The organism is bacterium (genome assembly GCA_035505375.1).
GTDB lineage: Bacteria > Hydrothermota > Tepidihabitantia > Tepidihabitantales > Tepidihabitantaceae > UBA2258.
Map to the genome: position 1 here is coordinate 28491 of DATJQV010000046.1, position 15321 is coordinate 43811.

The 15321-nt window shown below is 62.2% G+C and carries 17 protein-coding genes and 2 tRNA genes; 9 read left to right on the top strand and 10 right to left on the bottom strand.

The window, feature by feature from the left end; translation table 11 throughout:
* Positions 1 to 538 precede the first annotated feature (538 nt).
* Entirely contained in the window at positions 539 to 793 is a 255-nt protein-coding gene (locus VMH22_07705) for a hypothetical protein (GenBank protein HTW91580.1), read from the top strand.
* A 757-nt stretch (positions 794 to 1550) separates the two neighbouring features.
* Here VMH22_07705 and ffh read toward each other — a convergent pair.
* The 10 genes from ffh to VMH22_07755 all read right to left on the bottom strand — a co-directional run bounded on the left by ffh (position 1551) and on the right by VMH22_07755 (position 9092).
* Complete coding sequence (ffh, locus tag VMH22_07710) at positions 1551 to 2837, bottom strand: signal recognition particle protein (protein ID HTW91581.1); 1287 nt, start codon at positions 2835 to 2837, stop codon at positions 1551 to 1553.
* 99 nt (positions 2838 to 2936) lie between these two features.
* The gene (gene rpe / locus VMH22_07715) at positions 2937 to 3581 is read right to left on the bottom strand and encodes a ribulose-phosphate 3-epimerase (protein ID HTW91582.1); all 645 of its coding nucleotides are present in this window, start codon (positions 3579 to 3581) and stop codon (positions 2937 to 2939) included.
* 170 nt (positions 3582 to 3751) lie between these two features.
* Positions 3752 to 4495: a PASTA domain-containing protein gene (locus VMH22_07720; GenBank protein HTW91583.1), complete on the bottom strand. Its 744-nt coding sequence runs from the start codon at positions 4493 to 4495 to the stop codon at positions 3752 to 3754.
* A complete protein-coding gene (gene fmt, locus VMH22_07725; GenBank protein ID HTW91584.1) occupies positions 4492 to 5424 on the bottom strand; it encodes a methionyl-tRNA formyltransferase in 933 nt (310 codons plus the stop codon). The genes VMH22_07720 and fmt overlap by 4 nt, the downstream gene beginning before the upstream one ends.
* Positions 5415 to 5951, bottom strand: a complete 537-nt coding sequence (gene def, locus VMH22_07730) for a peptide deformylase (protein HTW91585.1) — start codon at positions 5949 to 5951, stop codon at positions 5415 to 5417. The genes fmt and def overlap by 10 nt, the downstream gene beginning before the upstream one ends.
* A gap of 4 nt (positions 5952 to 5955) precedes the next feature.
* Positions 5956 to 6288: a preprotein translocase subunit YajC gene (gene yajC, locus VMH22_07735; GenBank protein HTW91586.1), complete on the bottom strand. Its 333-nt coding sequence runs from the start codon at positions 6286 to 6288 to the stop codon at positions 5956 to 5958.
* Between the two features lie 60 nt (positions 6289 to 6348).
* Positions 6349 to 6948, bottom strand: coding sequence for a nicotinate-nucleotide adenylyltransferase (gene nadD, locus VMH22_07740; GenBank protein HTW91587.1), 600 nt, complete (start codon positions 6946 to 6948; stop codon positions 6349 to 6351).
* 128 nt (positions 6949 to 7076) lie between these two features.
* Positions 7077 to 7826, bottom strand: a complete 750-nt coding sequence (bamD, locus tag VMH22_07745) for an outer membrane protein assembly factor BamD (GenBank protein HTW91588.1) — start codon at positions 7824 to 7826, stop codon at positions 7077 to 7079.
* Entirely contained in the window at positions 7823 to 8638 is an 816-nt protein-coding gene (locus VMH22_07750; protein HTW91589.1) for a purine-nucleoside phosphorylase, read from the bottom strand. The genes bamD and VMH22_07750 overlap by 4 nt, the downstream gene beginning before the upstream one ends.
* Positions 8592 to 9092 (bottom strand): DivIVA domain-containing protein, encoded by a 501-nt coding sequence (locus VMH22_07755; GenBank protein HTW91590.1) that lies wholly within the window; start codon positions 9090 to 9092, stop codon positions 8592 to 8594. Before VMH22_07755 ends, VMH22_07750 begins: the two co-directional genes overlap by 47 nt.
* A 211-nt stretch (positions 9093 to 9303) precedes the next feature.
* Between VMH22_07755 and VMH22_07760 the strand changes: the two genes are divergently transcribed.
* The 8 genes from VMH22_07760 to VMH22_07795 all read left to right on the top strand — a co-directional run.
* Positions 9304 to 9978, top strand: coding sequence for a DUF3108 domain-containing protein (locus VMH22_07760; protein HTW91591.1), 675 nt, complete (start codon positions 9304 to 9306; stop codon positions 9976 to 9978).
* Complete coding sequence (locus tag VMH22_07765; GenBank protein ID HTW91592.1) at positions 9975 to 11045, top strand: mannose-1-phosphate guanylyltransferase; 1071 nt, start codon at positions 9975 to 9977, stop codon at positions 11043 to 11045. The genes VMH22_07760 and VMH22_07765 overlap by 4 nt, the downstream gene beginning before the upstream one ends.
* Before the next feature lie 117 nt (positions 11046 to 11162).
* Complete coding sequence (locus VMH22_07770; GenBank protein HTW91593.1) at positions 11163 to 11771, top strand: XTP/dITP diphosphatase; 609 nt, start codon at positions 11163 to 11165, stop codon at positions 11769 to 11771.
* Between the two features lie 222 nt (positions 11772 to 11993).
* Positions 11994 to 12068, top strand: a tRNA-Pro gene (locus VMH22_07775).
* A gap of 112 nt (positions 12069 to 12180) precedes the next feature.
* Positions 12181 to 12254 (top strand) — tRNA-Arg (locus VMH22_07780).
* Positions 12255 to 12931: 677 nt separating this feature from the next.
* A complete protein-coding gene (locus tag VMH22_07785) occupies positions 12932 to 14281 on the top strand; it encodes an NAD(P)-binding protein (protein ID HTW91594.1) in 1350 nt (449 codons plus the stop codon).
* A gap of 20 nt (positions 14282 to 14301) precedes the next feature.
* Positions 14302 to 14592: a RyR domain-containing protein gene (locus VMH22_07790; GenBank protein ID HTW91595.1), complete on the top strand. Its 291-nt coding sequence runs from the start codon at positions 14302 to 14304 to the stop codon at positions 14590 to 14592.
* On the top strand, positions 14589 to 15321 hold a 733-nt coding region (locus VMH22_07795), incomplete at its 3' end, for a hypothetical protein (protein ID HTW91596.1). The genes VMH22_07790 and VMH22_07795, both read left to right, overlap by 4 nt.

A 15321-nucleotide genomic window follows, 5' to 3' on the forward strand; every position in this document is an offset into this window, starting at 1 on the left:
TCATGTCAGTGGTCGTAACAGGAGTCGCAGAGAGCGTCGTTGCGGATGTCATCACAGGAGCCGAAACTGGCGTCAGAGCAGGAGTCATGACGGGAGTCGCAACGGGACTCGTGACGGGTGCTGTGACAGGAGCGGCTATCCCCCCAGGGAGGGTGTCATTGCGGCCCAGTTATGAATAATGAGCGCTGGGCGCTGAACTTACATGAACAGGTGAGACATCGCGCGTGATAAGAACCCTTATCATGCGCATGGTGGCGTCGGTACTTGAAGAGACCTAAGGACCGGCACAACTGCGATGATGAACCCGGCAAGCGGCTGCGTGAGCGCAGGCTCAACGCGGCCTGACCGAGGCCGTGCTACAGGCCATCCGCAGCGACGTCTTCAACGTCTCAGCACCGATTACGCCGTAGTGGCTCGGTCTGCAGAGCGGGCGCGGTTCCGCCGCCGGGTCCCCGCCCGCACTGGTTCTCAGGACGTCCAGACTAGTCTCGGGGACACGCCCTGAATCCGAATTGACTTACCTTGACAGCCGGTTTCTGTGCGGGATAATCCCTTACACCAACGCCGGCGCGAGCAGCTCGGGTTCGGCTCAAGCCGGGACTGGTCCCTGAAAGGAGATGCTTTGCCTTACGATGTTTTCATCGAGTCGGAAAAGCGGCCGCAGGTTATCGTTGACGCAGACCGGGTTGAGGAACTGGATGGTTACTTACGGTTCTTCAAGGGGGGCGAGCTGGTTGCGTCGTTCAAGGAGCAGAAGGTCGTCGGCTACATGAAGTTGACCGTGCCGATCTAGAGTCCCGAACCCGCCGTTCAACCACAGAGCACACAGCGCGTCGGACGCGCAAGTCAAAAGGCAGAAGCCAAGAGTCAAAACCGCCGAACGGAGCGCGCCCGGGCAGCCAGACAAAAGCCCGAGTCCGATATTGAATCGCCAAGAACGCCAAGAACGCCAAGAACGCCAAGAGGACAGAACGGGTCAGAGCGAAGCAACCGCCGATGCACGCCGACCAACGCCAATGGCCGTTCTTGGTTCGGAACCAAGTCTGTACTACAAACCTGCAGGATCGTTGTTTTCGCTAAGATGTTGCTCGCTACCGCCTCTGTCCGGAGTCCATCGAGGTATTGAAGACCGCCGTCAAGTGCCACCTTCGGCGGCCACGAATCGGGTCTCTTTCGGGACTCAATCTGCGCAATCTGCGTAATCTGTGGATGACCACTCCGGATCCGCAGTTCTGCCTTCTTGTTTCTGGTCGCTGACTTCTGCATTGTCTGAGCCCGAACCATCTGTGGATGTCCTCCCCGAGCCATCTGCGACATCTGCGGTTACTCCGGGTTTGGTTGCGGCCCCCGAGGCCGCGCTAGGTCCATCTGCGTTCATCGGCGGTTCACCTTTTCCGGTTCCGCGCCCGGAACTCAATCTGTCGAATCTGCGTAATCTGCGGTTGATACCTTGAATCCTCTTTGTGTCTTGGTGTCTTTGTGGTGAAATCCTAGTCCGGGCTCAGGGAAGCACGACAACTGCAGCCGGGTCGAGTTCTGCGGGCTGCGAGCTAGCGCAAGCGCAGGCGTTGACCGCGACCACCGGACATCTGCTTGGCCAGCACCCGGGCCTGGTCGAATTCCTTCAGCAGGCGGTTGACGTCGGTGACCGTGGTGCCGCTGCCCGCGGCAATGCGGCGCCGCCTTGAGCCGTCAACAATGTCGGGGTTGTGGCGTTCGGACCAGGTCATGGATTGGATTATGGCCTCGACCTGCACGAATTCATGGTCGTCAATCTCGACGTTGCCGGCTCCGGGTATCATGGCCAGGAGTTTGGAGACGTTCCCCATTTTCTTGACGCTCTTGAGCTGGCTCAGGAAGTCGTCGAGGTCGAACTTGCCTTTGAGGAACTTCTCGGCAATGGCACGCTGGTCCTGTCCTTCGGTCGCGGCCTGGACTTTGTCGGCAAGGCTCTTCAAGTCGCCCATGCCGAGGATGCGGGAGGCAATCCGGTCCGGGTGGAACTCTTCCAGGTCTTCGAGGTGTTCGCCGGTGCCGACGAACAGGACCGGCAGCCCGGTCACTTGCCGGACCGACATCACGGCGCCGCCGCGGGCGTCGCCGTCGAGTTTGGTGAAGCAGCAACCGGTCAGTTTGAGCCGGGCGTTGAATTGTTCGGCCTGGCTGACCGCGTCCTGTCCGACCATGCCGTCGAGCACGAGCAGGCTGGCAGTGGGCTTCGCCCGGTCTTGAATCGAGGCCAGCACGTCCATCAGTTCGTCCTCGATGTGGAGCCGGCCGGCGGTATCGAATACCACAATGCCGTTGCCCCGGTCACTGGCCTGTTTGAGTGCGCTCAGGCAGGTTGCCACCACGTCGTCCGCTACCGGGTAGAAGTCGCACTTGGCGCGCTCGGCGACCGAACGGAGCTGTTCGGACGCGGCCGGGCGCTTGGGGTCGCAGGCGACAAGCAGAGGCCGGCGGTTGCGGAGTTTGTACGCGAGCTTCCCGGCGAACGTGGTCTTGCCCGTGCCCTGGAGCCCGACCAGGCTGATGACCGAGGGGTTGGCGCTCAGGTCCAGTTTGGGGGTAGTCCCGCCCAGCAGTTGCACCAGTTCCTGGTAGAGAGTGGCGTTGATGAGTTCACCGGGTTTGAGGCTGGCCGCGACGTCTTTCTCTTTGAGCCGGGCCTCGACCGACCGGATAAAGTGGCCGACGACCTTGTAGTTGACATCGGCCTCGAGCAGCACGGTCCGGACTTCGCGCAGGGCCTGCGAAATCTCGGTGTTGGTCAGCCGGCCGAAGCCGAGCAGCTTGCGGCGAAGCTGGCCGAAGCGGTCGGTCAGGGCGTCAAACACGCTGGCCCGACTGGGACAAGTCAGAATTCAGAATGCAGATACCAGAGTGCAGAACTGCCGGACATTCTGAATTCTGGTTTCTTGTATCTGATTTCTGCATTATTCGGTTCCTCTTATGGCCTTGATGGTTGCTGCGTAGTTGCCGCTGTGGAAGATGGCGCTGCCGGAAATGACCCAGTGGGCGCCGGCTTCGGCTACTGCCGCGCAGTTGTTCGGGTTGATGCCGCCGTCCACCGATATCGTCGCCTTTGAGCCCGTTGTACCGATGAGGCGGGCGACCTCACGGATGCGGCCGGGGGCCTCGGGAGAGAACTCCTGGCCTCCGAATCCCGGGTAGACACTCATGACGAGCACGTCCTGCACATCGGCAATGAGCGGGCGCAGGGATTCGACCGGAGTGTTGGGGTTGAGCGATACTCCTGCAGCCTTGCCGGCAGAGTGGATTATCTCGAGACACAAGCCGGGGTTCTCCGCGGGCTCGATGTGGAAGGTAACCAGGTCGGAGAATGGCAGGAACTTCTCAATCAGCCATTCCGGTTCGTTGACCATCAGATGGGCGTGAACCGGCACCGTGACTGCCTTGCGCACGGCCCGGGCCAGGGGCACGCCGAAGCTGAGGTTCGGGACAAAGTGCCCGTCCATCACGTCAAGGTGTATGGCGTCGGCTCCGGCCGCTACCACGGCCGCCAGCTCGTCGGCAAGGTGGAGGAAGTCGCAGTCGAGGATCGAGGCGGAGACCTTCATGGAGGGCAAGTCCGAATGACAAAGTCCGAATGACGATTGAAGTCCGGGCAAAGCCCGAATGACGAGACCGGTTCCGGAGTATCACCACCAAGACACAAAGGCACAAGGAGGAGTCGAGTGGTGAGTATCTCAATCATCTGCGTTCATCCGTGTTGATCCGTGGTTCACCATTACCTTCGTCCGGCGGGCGCGGCCACGATCAGGTTCACCGTGTCAAGGTCGCGGACCGTCATGCCTTCCTCAGGGTACTGAACCAGCACGTTGCCGGCCGGTTCGTCACTCGGGGCGCGCTTGACCTCGCCGAGAGACAGGCCCTGCGACGTGATGACGCCCTGTGCGCTTGCCAGGCTCATGCCGACAAGGGTCGGCATGGGGAAGCTGCCGGTCCGAGAGGCGACCTGGACCGAAACGCGGTCGCCTTCTTCCACATCTTCACCTGCCGCGGGCCGTGTCGACACGACCTGTCCTTGCGGCAGGGTGGGAGAACGGAGCGACTCGACGCCGGCCAGCACGAGGCCGGATTCGGTGAGCAGGGCGCTGGCCCGCGCCAGGGTCAGACCTTCGACGTGCGGGACCTTCATTCTGGCCCCGCCGTGGCTGATGTCGAGCTGTACCTGCCGTCCCGTTTTGACCCGCTGTCCGGGCTCGGGGTGTTGGGCCACGATGCGGTCCGGGGGCACGGTTGCGTTGGATACGCTGCGCACCTCGCCGATGACCAGGCCTGCCTTGAGCAGAGATTCGGTTGCCGCGAACCGGTCCATGCCGATGACGCTGGGCACGGTTGTCTCCCGGCCGCGGCGGACGAAGAGCGGCATCAGGAACCAGTTCAGGGCCGCCACCAGCGCGGCAAGAACGAGCACGAAGATGAGCAATCCGCGCAGCTTGTGGCTTCGGTGCTTGCGAGGCTGCTTCATGCTGCGGCGAATCTGTCGCCTTCAACCAGGCGATGGCCGTTACGGAAAGACGTGCCGGTCTGAGCCCGGCTGCCTTCGGGTTTCAGTTCGGTTATCTCGACTGCGCCGGAGCCGGTCGCGACAACCAGGCCGGCGTGCAACACCAGCAGCCGGCCGGGCTCGCCGCCGTCAGTGGCTGCATGGAGACGCGAGCGGAGCAGGACGACCCGCCGGCCGCGGAACCCGGTTACTGCGCCGGGCTCGGGAGACAGCGCGCGGATGTGGTTGTGGACATGCGAAGCCGGTTCGCGCCAGTCGACAGGGCGCTCGGACTTGGCGATTTTCGAGGCGCGGGTTGCCAGCCCGGGGGCCTGGGGAGTGCGGTTTGCTCTGCCTTCCTGCAGTCGAGCCATGGCATCCAGTATCAGCCGGGCGCCGAGAGTTGACAGCCGTCGAGAGAGTTCTCCCGCGGTCTCGTCCGGGTCGACCGGAACGACGACCTGTTCAAGAATGTCACCGGCGTCAATCTGCTCGGACAGAGCGATGACCGTCACGCCGGTTTCCGGTTCGCCGGACATGAGCGCGCGCTGAATCGGCGCAGCGCCCCGGAAACGAGGCAGCAGCGACGGGTGGATGTTGAGAAATCCGAGCCTGGGCGCAGCCAGCAGGGGCGGCTTGAGGATGTAGCCGTAGGCGGCGAGGACCGCGATGTCGGGCCGCAGCGACGCGAGTTCGGTGACGAAGGCCGGGTCGTTCGGGTTCGCCGGCGTCGACACCTGCAGGTCCAGCGCGCGGGCCTCCTGCTCAACCGGGCTCGGCGTCAGCTTCCGGCCGCGGCCGCTGGGTTTGGGAGGGGCGGCAACGACCCGGGCGACATCATGCCGAGACTTGACCAGCGCCTGAAGGGCCGGAACCGCGAAATCGCAGGTGCCGAAGAAGGCTACCCGCATTGCTCTCTCTCTCGGTTTTCCAGCTCCTTGAGCTTGGTGCTGATGAGCTTGCGTCGGGCATCGCTCAGGTGGTCGATGAACAGGACGCCGTCGAGGTGCTCGAGCTCGTGCAGCATTGCGCGGGCGAGGAGCCTCGTGCCTTCGACGGTAATCGGCCGCAGTTCTTCGTCCAGTCCTGCCATCCGGACGAACTCGGGCCGGGGCAGGAAATCGTACAAACCCGGCAGGGAGAGACAGCCCTCTTCAGCCTCGACCAGTCCTTCGGTCGCCACGACCCGGGGGTTGATGAGACAGTAGGCTTCATGGTCGACGTCGGCGGCAAGCGGGTTGATGGTGAAGACCGCAACCGGCTCCGCAAGCTGGTTGGCGGCAAGGCCGAGGCCGTCCTGCGTGAACATGCTGACCTTCAGGTCCTCAAGGAACTGGATGAGCTCCGGCGTCAGCTTTTCGATCAGACGCGACTTCGTTCGCAGTACGGGGTTGCCGTAGAGTACGACTCGGCGATTCACCCCAGCCGGCCTGGCCATCTGGCTATTTCTCAGCTCCGAACTTGTAGCTTACCGCGCTCTTGTCGATTTCGAGCTCGGTGTTCTCAGCGACCTTGACCAGGAAGGTCTGTTCCTTCACGTTGGACACGATGCCGTGGATGCCGGCTCCCAGCACCACGCGGTCCCCGCGCTTGATCTGCTCCAGCATCTGCGAGTGCTTCTTCTGGCGACGCTGCTGAGGCAGTATCATCAGGAAGTAGAGCACCGCGAATATCAGGATTATCGGCAGGAAGCCGAGCATCGAGTTCATGCCGCCGCCGGCAGCAGGTGCGGCCGCAGCCGGGGCCGGGGTCTGGGCGAAGGCGATTCCGAACATCAGTTCTCCTTTGGGCAATTGCCCTTGTGCGGTTCTTCTTCAATCGGGTCGGGCACGGGCTCAACCACGTGACGGGCGTCGGTACAGCCGGTGCCGCTTCACATAAGCGTTCACTCTCACAGGTAACATATACCGGACAGAATGGCCTTTGGCAAGCCTTGCCCGGATTGCCGCGGCCGAGATTCCGACCGGGATGATTGCGCGGAACAGCACCCGTCTCGGGTCGTGCCCGGGACACAAGGGGGGGCGTTCCACGCCCGGCCGGCTCATTACCACGATCCGGGCGAGGCGGGTGAGCAGGTCGGGCCGGTGCCAGGTTGACACTTCCCGATACTGGTCGGAGCCGACGATCAGGAACAGCGCGGCGTCAGGGTGAAGCGACCGGAGCTCGATCAGCGTGTCAGCAGTGTAGGAGGGGCCGGGCCGATGCTCTTCAATCCGGCACAGCTCGAACCCGCGTTCGCCCTCGACGGCAAGCCGCGTCATTTCCAGCCGGTGGCGATAGGCAGCAAGTGGTTCGCGCTTGTGCGGCGGACGGGCGGCCGGCACGAACAGCACCCGGTCCAGCCGCAGTTGCCGACCGACTTCGTCGACCGCCAGCAGATGTCCGAAGTGAATCGGATTGAAAGACCCACCGAACACGCCGAGCCGGGGCCGCACTTCAGGCCGATTCCGATCTCGAACCACAGAGCGTACAGAGATCCGGAGAGCGGGAGCCGGACTCCGGCTTCAGCCACTCCGTGCTCACAGTGAACCCCGTGGTTGGTCCAATTCCGGTTTTGGGGACTTCAGCTCGTGCGACCGAGGATGGCGCGGGCGAGCTTCTTGACCGCAGGTTCACATTCGCCCGTGACGAGCTCGCTCAGCATGGCACGGGCCTTGGTGGTGTCTCCGGTTTCGAGCAGGCAGTTCGCGAAACGGTACTTCTCAACGCCGGGCCAACGCTGTGCGGGGAAGCTATCGTTGACGTGGTTGTAGTAGACCAGCGCCGATTTGTACTCACCCGAGGTGTAGTAGATGCGCGCGGCGTCGAATTCGCGGAGTGCAAGCCGCTCGCCGATCTCGCCGCGCAGCTGTTCAACCTGACCCCGAAGAGGCGAGTCGGGGAAGGTCTCCAGGAACTGGTCTATGGTCTCGCGGGCCTTCAGCGTCCGAGTCTGGTCGCGGATCGGCCCGGGTGCCGAACGCAGATAGGATACCGCCAGCTTGTAGGTGGCATCCTCCTGGAAGCGGCTGTTGGGGAAGCTCTTCAGGTAGAAGTCAAACTCGTTCTGGGCGTCGACGTAGTCCTTGCTTCGAAAGTAGCTTTCGGCAAGGTAGTACTGCGCGTCCGACGCCTGGCGCGAGCCGGCGAAGTTGAAGATGATGAAGGTGAACTGGTCTTCGGCCTTGCTGTACCGCTTCGCCTCCATGTCACCGACCGCCTGGTCAATGGCTTGCTGGGCGTCCTGGGGAATGGGGGGTAGTTGCGCGCGCTTGGGGCAACCGGTAGCGGCAAGCGCAAGCAAAAGGAACATGAGTCGCCGAAGCCGCATCATGCCAGCCTCACAACTTCCCTGACAATCGCGGTCAGGTTGGGCTCGGCCTTGGCTGCCATGGCAAGCACGTGGGATAGTTCAACCGGCCGCATCGCGTCGGGTAGTCCCATGTCGGTTATCACCGAGAACCCGAGCACGCGCAGACCGGCGTGCCGGGCCACGATGACTTCAGGCACGGTGGACATGCCGACGACGTCGGCGCCGACGGCACGGATATAGCGGTACTCGGCCGCGGTTTCGAGGTTCGGGCCGGTGACCCACGCATAGACCGCGGGGTGAAGCCGGATACCGAGCGTCAGCGCGACATCCACGGCCAGGTTGACGAGCGTCGGATCGTAGCAGTCGGTCATGTGCGGGAACCTGGGCCCGAGCGAGTCGTCATTCGGCCCGCGCAGCGGATTCACCCCGGTCAGGTTGATGTGGTCGGTGATGACCGCGACCTCGCCGGCTCGTAACTGCGGGTTGACCCCGCCGGAGGCGTTGGAGACGATCAGCGTGTTGATGCCCAGCTCCTTCATCACCCGCACCGGGTGGGTAATCTGCTGTGCATCGTAGCCTTCGTAGTAGTGGAATCGGCCCTGCATGACTACTACAGCCCGACCGTTCAGGCTGCCGAATATGAGACGGCCGCGGTGGCTCTCGACCGTAGGGACAGGGAAGAATGGGATGTCTTCATACGGAACCACAGCCTCGGACTTCACTTCCTGAGCCAGTTTGCCGATTCCGGTGCCGAGGATGATGCCGAGTTCGGGCCGAAAACCGGTCTTAGTTCTTATCGCCTGGACGCTTTGTGCTATCTGCTGCTTCAGCATTGGGTGTCCTGTCCCGCATTCGTTCCGCCATCGCAAGGTAGGTCCGCGCAATGCCGGCAACCTCGTCGCTCAGGGTCGCGCGCTTCGCCTTGAGCGCCCGCAGTTCGTCCCCGACGTTTCGTATCTGCTCCTGCGCATCATGCTTGATACGCTCGGCCTCGAGTTTCGCCTTCTGGATGACCAGCTCTGCTTCCTTCTTCGCTTCCTCGTGAAGCTGGTTGGTCGCCTTCTGTGCAGTCACCAATGTGTCCTTCAGCAACTGCTCGGTCTTCTCGTAGGCCTCCACGTGTCTCGTGAGTTCCGCTATCTTCTCAGTGAGCTGGGCCCGTTCTTTGCGCAGGTTCTCAATCTCGTCGGCGAGTTCCCCGATGAACTCCTCGACCTCGGCCTTGGCCAGACCGCGCTTCTCGGCCGTGAAGGTCTTCTTTCTGATGTCCATGGGTGTGATAGCCATCACGGGATTCTATCAGAACGCTCAAGCCTGTCAACGGAAACGGAAACAGTCCAGGGAAAGGGACAGAGGGACAAGGCGATCGAGTGAGCAGCGCACGGACGAAGGCGGAGGAGTGAGTTCCGACACTGCGAACTGCAAACTGGTCACTGGCAACTCGCGGCGCAGTCGCGCCGCGTGTTGACTATTCTTTGCCTGTTTCTATGATTGCCCGATGCTCTCCGTCCTTGCCGCGCTGGCCATCGTGGCCGTCCCGGGTGAGCGGTTCGACTACGGCCTGCGCTACGGTCCGGTCAACATCGGTACGCTCGTCCTTGAGACGCTTGAGCCGGAAACGGTCGGCACCGACAATTGCTGGCACTTCCGGGCCGACCTGGAATTAACGCGGTCGTTCTCCTGGTTGTTCTGGGCCAGCTACCGGCTGGAGACGTGGTGCCGGGCGGCCGACATGGTGACGCTACGGTCGTACAAACGGAGCCGGGAGCCTCATTACCGCGCTGAGTGGACTGCCGACTATGGCCCCGGCGATTCGGTCGTCACCTATTCGAGCGGCCAGACCATCTCAATCGAGCCGGGAGCCCGCGACCTGCTGTCGACCTGGTACTATTTCCGGACACTACCGCTCGTGCCCGGTGACACGGTGAGGACAGCGCTTCATGTAGACCGGCACAACTACCATCTGGTTGCGGTCGCCCGCGCGGCCAAGACCGTATCCACGCCCGCCGGGGTCTTTGACTGCATAGCGGTTGTCCCGAACGCGGGTGGTCCGCTGGGCACGGTGTACCTGACGGACGATGAAGAGCGCATACCAGTTTCCATTCGCACGAGGGTGGGAGGTCTGGTGGTGAGTGCGTCGCTTCGCTCAATATCAAATGAGGAGGAGCCTTGAATCTGCACGCGGTTATCCTGTGCGGCGGCAGGGGAGAACGGTTCTGGCCTAAGAGCCGCCGTGGACTGCCTAAGCAGTTCATAACGTTGTTCGGCCGGCAATCGCTGACTCAGGAGACCAGCGCGCGCGTCCTGCCGCTCTGTCCGTACGGTAGTCAGCTCTTTGTGGCGCCGGCCGAGTTCGAACCGGTGCTGCGTCGCCAGCTTGGGCATGACGCGAACCTTGTGTTTGAGCCGATGGGGCGTAATACAGCGCCTGCCATCGGCCTTGCCGCCGAGTACCTCGCGGTAAAGGCCCCGGACGCAACGATGCTGGTCCTGCCGGCCGACCACTTGATCGAGGACCGAAACGCTTTCCTGAAGGCAGTGCGGGCGGGGGCAAAACTGGCGCAGCGGGGATTGCTCGTTACATTCGGAGTCCGCCCGGAGCGGCCGGATACAGGGTACGGCTACATACAACTCGGTAACCGGATTGCGGGAGAAGGGCAACTGACTGCCCACCAGGTGCAGGCCTTCAAGGAGAAGCCCAGCCCGGCCAGAGCACGCGCATATCTCGCGGCCGGTGAGTATGTATGGAACAGCGGCATGTTCATCTGGCGCGTGGACGCAATCTTGTCCGCATTCCGGACGTTCATGCCCGACTTCCATGACGAATTGGAGGAGTTCGGCAAGTCCATCGGCACGCGTCGAGAGAAAGCGGCGCTTGCACGTCTGTACCGACATTCGCCGTCCATTTCGATCGACTACGCGGTGATGGAAAAGGCGGACAACGTCGCCTGCGTGCGCGGCTCGTTCGATTGGGACGACGTCGGGTCCTGGCTGGCTCTGGCCCGTCACGCGAAGCCCGACGATTCGGGTAATGTGGCCAACGGCCGGCTCGTCGCCAAGGACTCATCCCGCTGCATAGTTGACTCGGACTTTGGCATCGTAGCAGCCCTGGGCGTCAAGGACCTTGTCATCGTGCGCGCCGGAGATGCGGTGCTGGTTGCGGACAAGAAGCGACTAGGGCAGATCAAGCAGCTCATCGCCGACATCGCCGCCCTTCAAGATGGCCGCCGCTTCCTGTGACCTTCCATCAGGGGCTCGGGGTTGGGGACTAGGGGCGAGGCTGGGCATTCGGACACCTCTGGCGCCAACTCTGGACTCTGGATTCTGCATTCTGGTTTCTGAATTCTCCCCTTCCTGATGAAACTCCTCCTCGCCACCCGCAACCGCAACAAAGTCGTCGAGATGCAGCGTGCGCTTGAAGGCACCGGATGGCAGGTGATGCTGCTATCGGATGTCCCAGGTGCGCCGGAAGTGGAAGAGGACGGAGCCACGTTCGAAGAGAATGCGCTCAAGAAGGCGCGCAGCGCGGCCCGGTTCGCCAACCTGTGGACGCTGGCTGAGGACTCCGGCCTGGAGATAGATGCGCTCGGGGGAGAGCCGGGAGTAAGGTCGGCCCGCTACGCGGGCGAAGGCGCGAGCGATGCCGACCGCATCCGGAAGGTTCTGGCCCAGCTCGTATCGGTCCGTGACGAACAACGCATGGCCCGGTTCCGCTGTGTGATGTGCGTCGTCGAACCATGCGGTGATGAGAGATGCTTCGAGGGTCGCTGCGAGGGTCGGATTGCCCATTGCTCACGTGGCTCGTCCGGGTTCGGATACGACCCGATATTCATCCCTGAAGGGTACGAGCAGACGTTTGCCGAACTCGGCCTGAGCGTCAAGAGCACAATCAGCCACCGCGCCCGCGCTCTACAGCAGGTGATTGCGTTTCTGCGCGAGACGGAGGAGAGCCGGAGACCTGAGTAACCGCAGGTTATGCAGATGGCGCAGATTCCCTTCGAGCCTGGACCCCAGAATCTCCGGGTTCCTCACTGCGAACTGCAAACTGGTCACTGGGCAAAACGGGGACTGTACCTTCGCAGGGCCCTGTGCGACTCCCAGGGACTGTCCCCGCTTTGCCCAAGAGCGAATTGACTTCTGTCCGAATCCCGTCTATATTAACGAAGAGTGACGAACACAGGTTCTTTCCGGGGAGTAGCGCAGCCCGGTTAGCGCACCACGCTTGGGACGTGGGGGCCGCTGGTTCAAATCCAGTCTCCCCGATTTAGGAGAGGGGTCAGGGACTAGGGGTCAGGGGACAGGGCCGGACACGGCAAGCTTGCGTCCGTCACTGGAGTCCTCGAATCCTTGATTCCTCGACCCCTCTTCTTCGGCTGCGCCTGTAGCTCAGATGGATAGAGCATCGGATTTCTAATCCGATGGCCGGGGGTTCGAATCCCTCCAGGCGCGCTGCTAAGTTACTTAGGTAGGGTTTTGTCGTAACACCTTTCGGAGCTCTTTCGTGGCCGCCCTCTGGTCCTCAGAAGTCCACTCACAGTGAGCTGTGTCTCTCGAAATGTAGGTTGTCCTTCTCCGGTGACGGGATTCGCCGTGTCAACGGCACCGCTAGGCGTTCAACCAGTTCCGTTGGCACAAGCTTGGCACAGGTGCACTCAGGGTCGCCGAGCTTTCGCATGTGGCATTGTGCCGGTTTGCTGGTGAAACCTCTGGTTCTGTTTCCATTCAGCCAGCTGTTCGAGAGACGGGCCGGACGCTGGCTGGGGCAATCGCTCGAGTCACTAGTCCGTGCTTTGAGGACGATCTCTCGTGGTTTGCGAAGTCCGATCCGATAGCGCCGTGCTTGCGGTCAGGTAAGAGAGAACTGCCGTCGGAGGTTTCCGTCGCGCGGAGTTCGGAAACTTGCCGGATTCCGGTGGCTTTCTGTTTCTCACATCCAAGTTGAACATGCTCAAGCGATTGTGCCGATGGCCCGAGGAGGTAGTGTCGCCAAGCATGTTTGAGTCTCTGTGTCATTTGGGACAACCGGTGAAGGCTCCGCGTGGCTGATGCAGGGGTTCGCGAAGGATTGACAGTGAACGCGGTTTCGCTAGCCTTCCGACATCCAGCACCGAGGAAGGGCACATGTCGTGAACATACCAAACGAGCCCCGTACCCGCCATCGCCGCGACGTGCGCGGAGTGGTTCGCGGCTGGTGGCGCAGTTGGGAATGGCCGGCAGTCGGAGTGCTTGCCTTGATCGGACTTGCACTCGGCTATCTGGGCCTGTTGCGTTTCTACGCTGACGCGCCGGCCTGGCAGCGTCACCCATGGGAAATCCTCTATGCCACCACCCAGCTTCTTTCGGTGCAGTTCGGCGGATACGACCGCCCGCTGCACTGGACCCTGCAGGTAGCCCGACTCCTGCTGCCGGCGATTGCCGGGTACGCGGCGGTCAAAGGTCTCGCCGCACTATACTTCGAGCAACTCCAGACCCTGCGCGTGCGACTCTTCGTTCGCAATCACACCATTATCTGCGGCCTCGGACAGAAAGGCCTGCTGCTGGCGCGGGGGCTGCGTGCACGTGGCGAACCCGTCGTGGTCATAGAGAACGACGCGGAGAACGACCTCATCCGCTCGGCCCGCGACGCCGGTTCCAGTGTGCTGCTGGGCGACGCCACCGAACCCTACATGCTCCGCCGGGCCGGCATCAGTCGCGCCCGACACGTCGTGGCGGTCTGCCGTGACGACGGGCTCAACGCCGAAATCGCGATCCGGACCCGAGAACTCGCGGAGCTGTCCGGCAATAGCCTGCACTGCGTCTGCCACATCTTCGATTCGCGTCTCTGGACGCTGCTGAAGGAACACCAGGCCGAGGCCGTGAAAGGCAACTTCTCGTTGGAATTCCGCAATGTTTACGCCGAGGGCGCGACCGAACTGCTGAAGAACGACCCGCGCTTCCCGGACCTGACCTCCGGCCCCGTGCCGCACGCGCTCATTGTCGGGGTCGGTCGCATGGGCGAGAGCCTGGCAGTGGAACTGGCAGGAAGATGGCAGGTCGTGCGCCGCGAGGACGCACGCCGAATGCGAATCACCCTTGTCGACCGTCACGCCGAAGCCAAGCGTGACTTCCTGATGTCGGAATACCCGCAGCTCGCTGACGCATGGGAACTGTGCCCGGTCCAGCTTGAAGTTGACTCACCGGAATTTCAGACAGGAAGATTCCTCTCTGGCACGCGGCAGGACATCGACATCCAGAGAGCATACGTCTGCCTCGACAGTGACTCGCTGGCCCTCAGCGCGGCGCTCAGAATTGAACGTCAACTCCGGATGTACAACCGTCGGATCGCCATCGTGCTTCGGACGAGACAATATGGTGGGCTTGCCGTCCTGCTTCGTCACATTGACGACCCGGAGTGCCCGCAGGACTGCGTGAAGGTCTTCGGCCTGCTCGACCACACCTGCAAGCCGGAACTCTGGCTCGACGAGAACGTAGCCTGACCCCAATTGAAAGGACCATCGTGAAATACACCCCGCGACCGATCGACACCGAGAATGTAACTCTGTCCGCCGACCTGGTCGAGCTTACCGAACGGCTGGCCGAGAACGCCCACGACGTCTGGGCGCTTCAGCGCATCGCGCAAGGCTGGACCTGGGGCGAGGAACGCGACGACAAGACCAAGACCCACCCTGACCTTATGCCATACGCCAACCTGCCGGAATCGGAAAAGGAATTTGACCGCAGCACGGCGATGGAGACCCTGAAGGCCATCATCGCACTGGGATACAGCATTGCTCGGAGGGAGCCATGACGCCAAGTGGAGTCGACTCAGGATACACATCCGACCCCAGGACAATCATCGTATGCGGCGACCTCTTGAGGGACATATACCTCATCCAGAGCGGTGTCCCTCCCAGCGCGCACCACGAGGAACCTACGAACACGATTGCGGCCAACACCCCGGGGGGCGCCTGGTATCTATCACACTTGATTGGCAAGATATGCGAGGACGTCCCGCCCGGCAGCGACTGGAAACTGACGGCCCCGCTGGGGGCCGACGACGTCAACCACGAAGAGAAGCTAGTGTGCACGGCTTACCAGGTCTGCGCCCGGTTCCCCCGAGACGGCGGCACATCAGACAACGACACTTGGCGCATCAAGCACTTCCTGGGGTGCGAACGACCCAAAGGGGAAGCCAGACCGGAACCCATACCACGCGACAGGCGCGACCCCTACCTGCTTGTCATCGATGACCTAGGACTGGGCTTCGGCGCAGAGCAGAACCGCTGGCCTCTTGCCCTGCAGAAAGGTGGTAATCCCGCACACATAGTCGTGAAGACATCCTCGCTCCCTCTCGGGCCTCTATGGCAACTGCTGCTCGGGAGATTTGCGATGAGACTCACGGTTGTGCTCTCAGTTAGGGCGCTGAGGATGAAGTGCGCCGCCATATCACAGGCGCTTTCATGGGATGCAGCAGTCGAGGAGATCACGGACGAATTCGTTCACGGCGCGTGTACTCAGGATCTGTCACGTTGCGGGC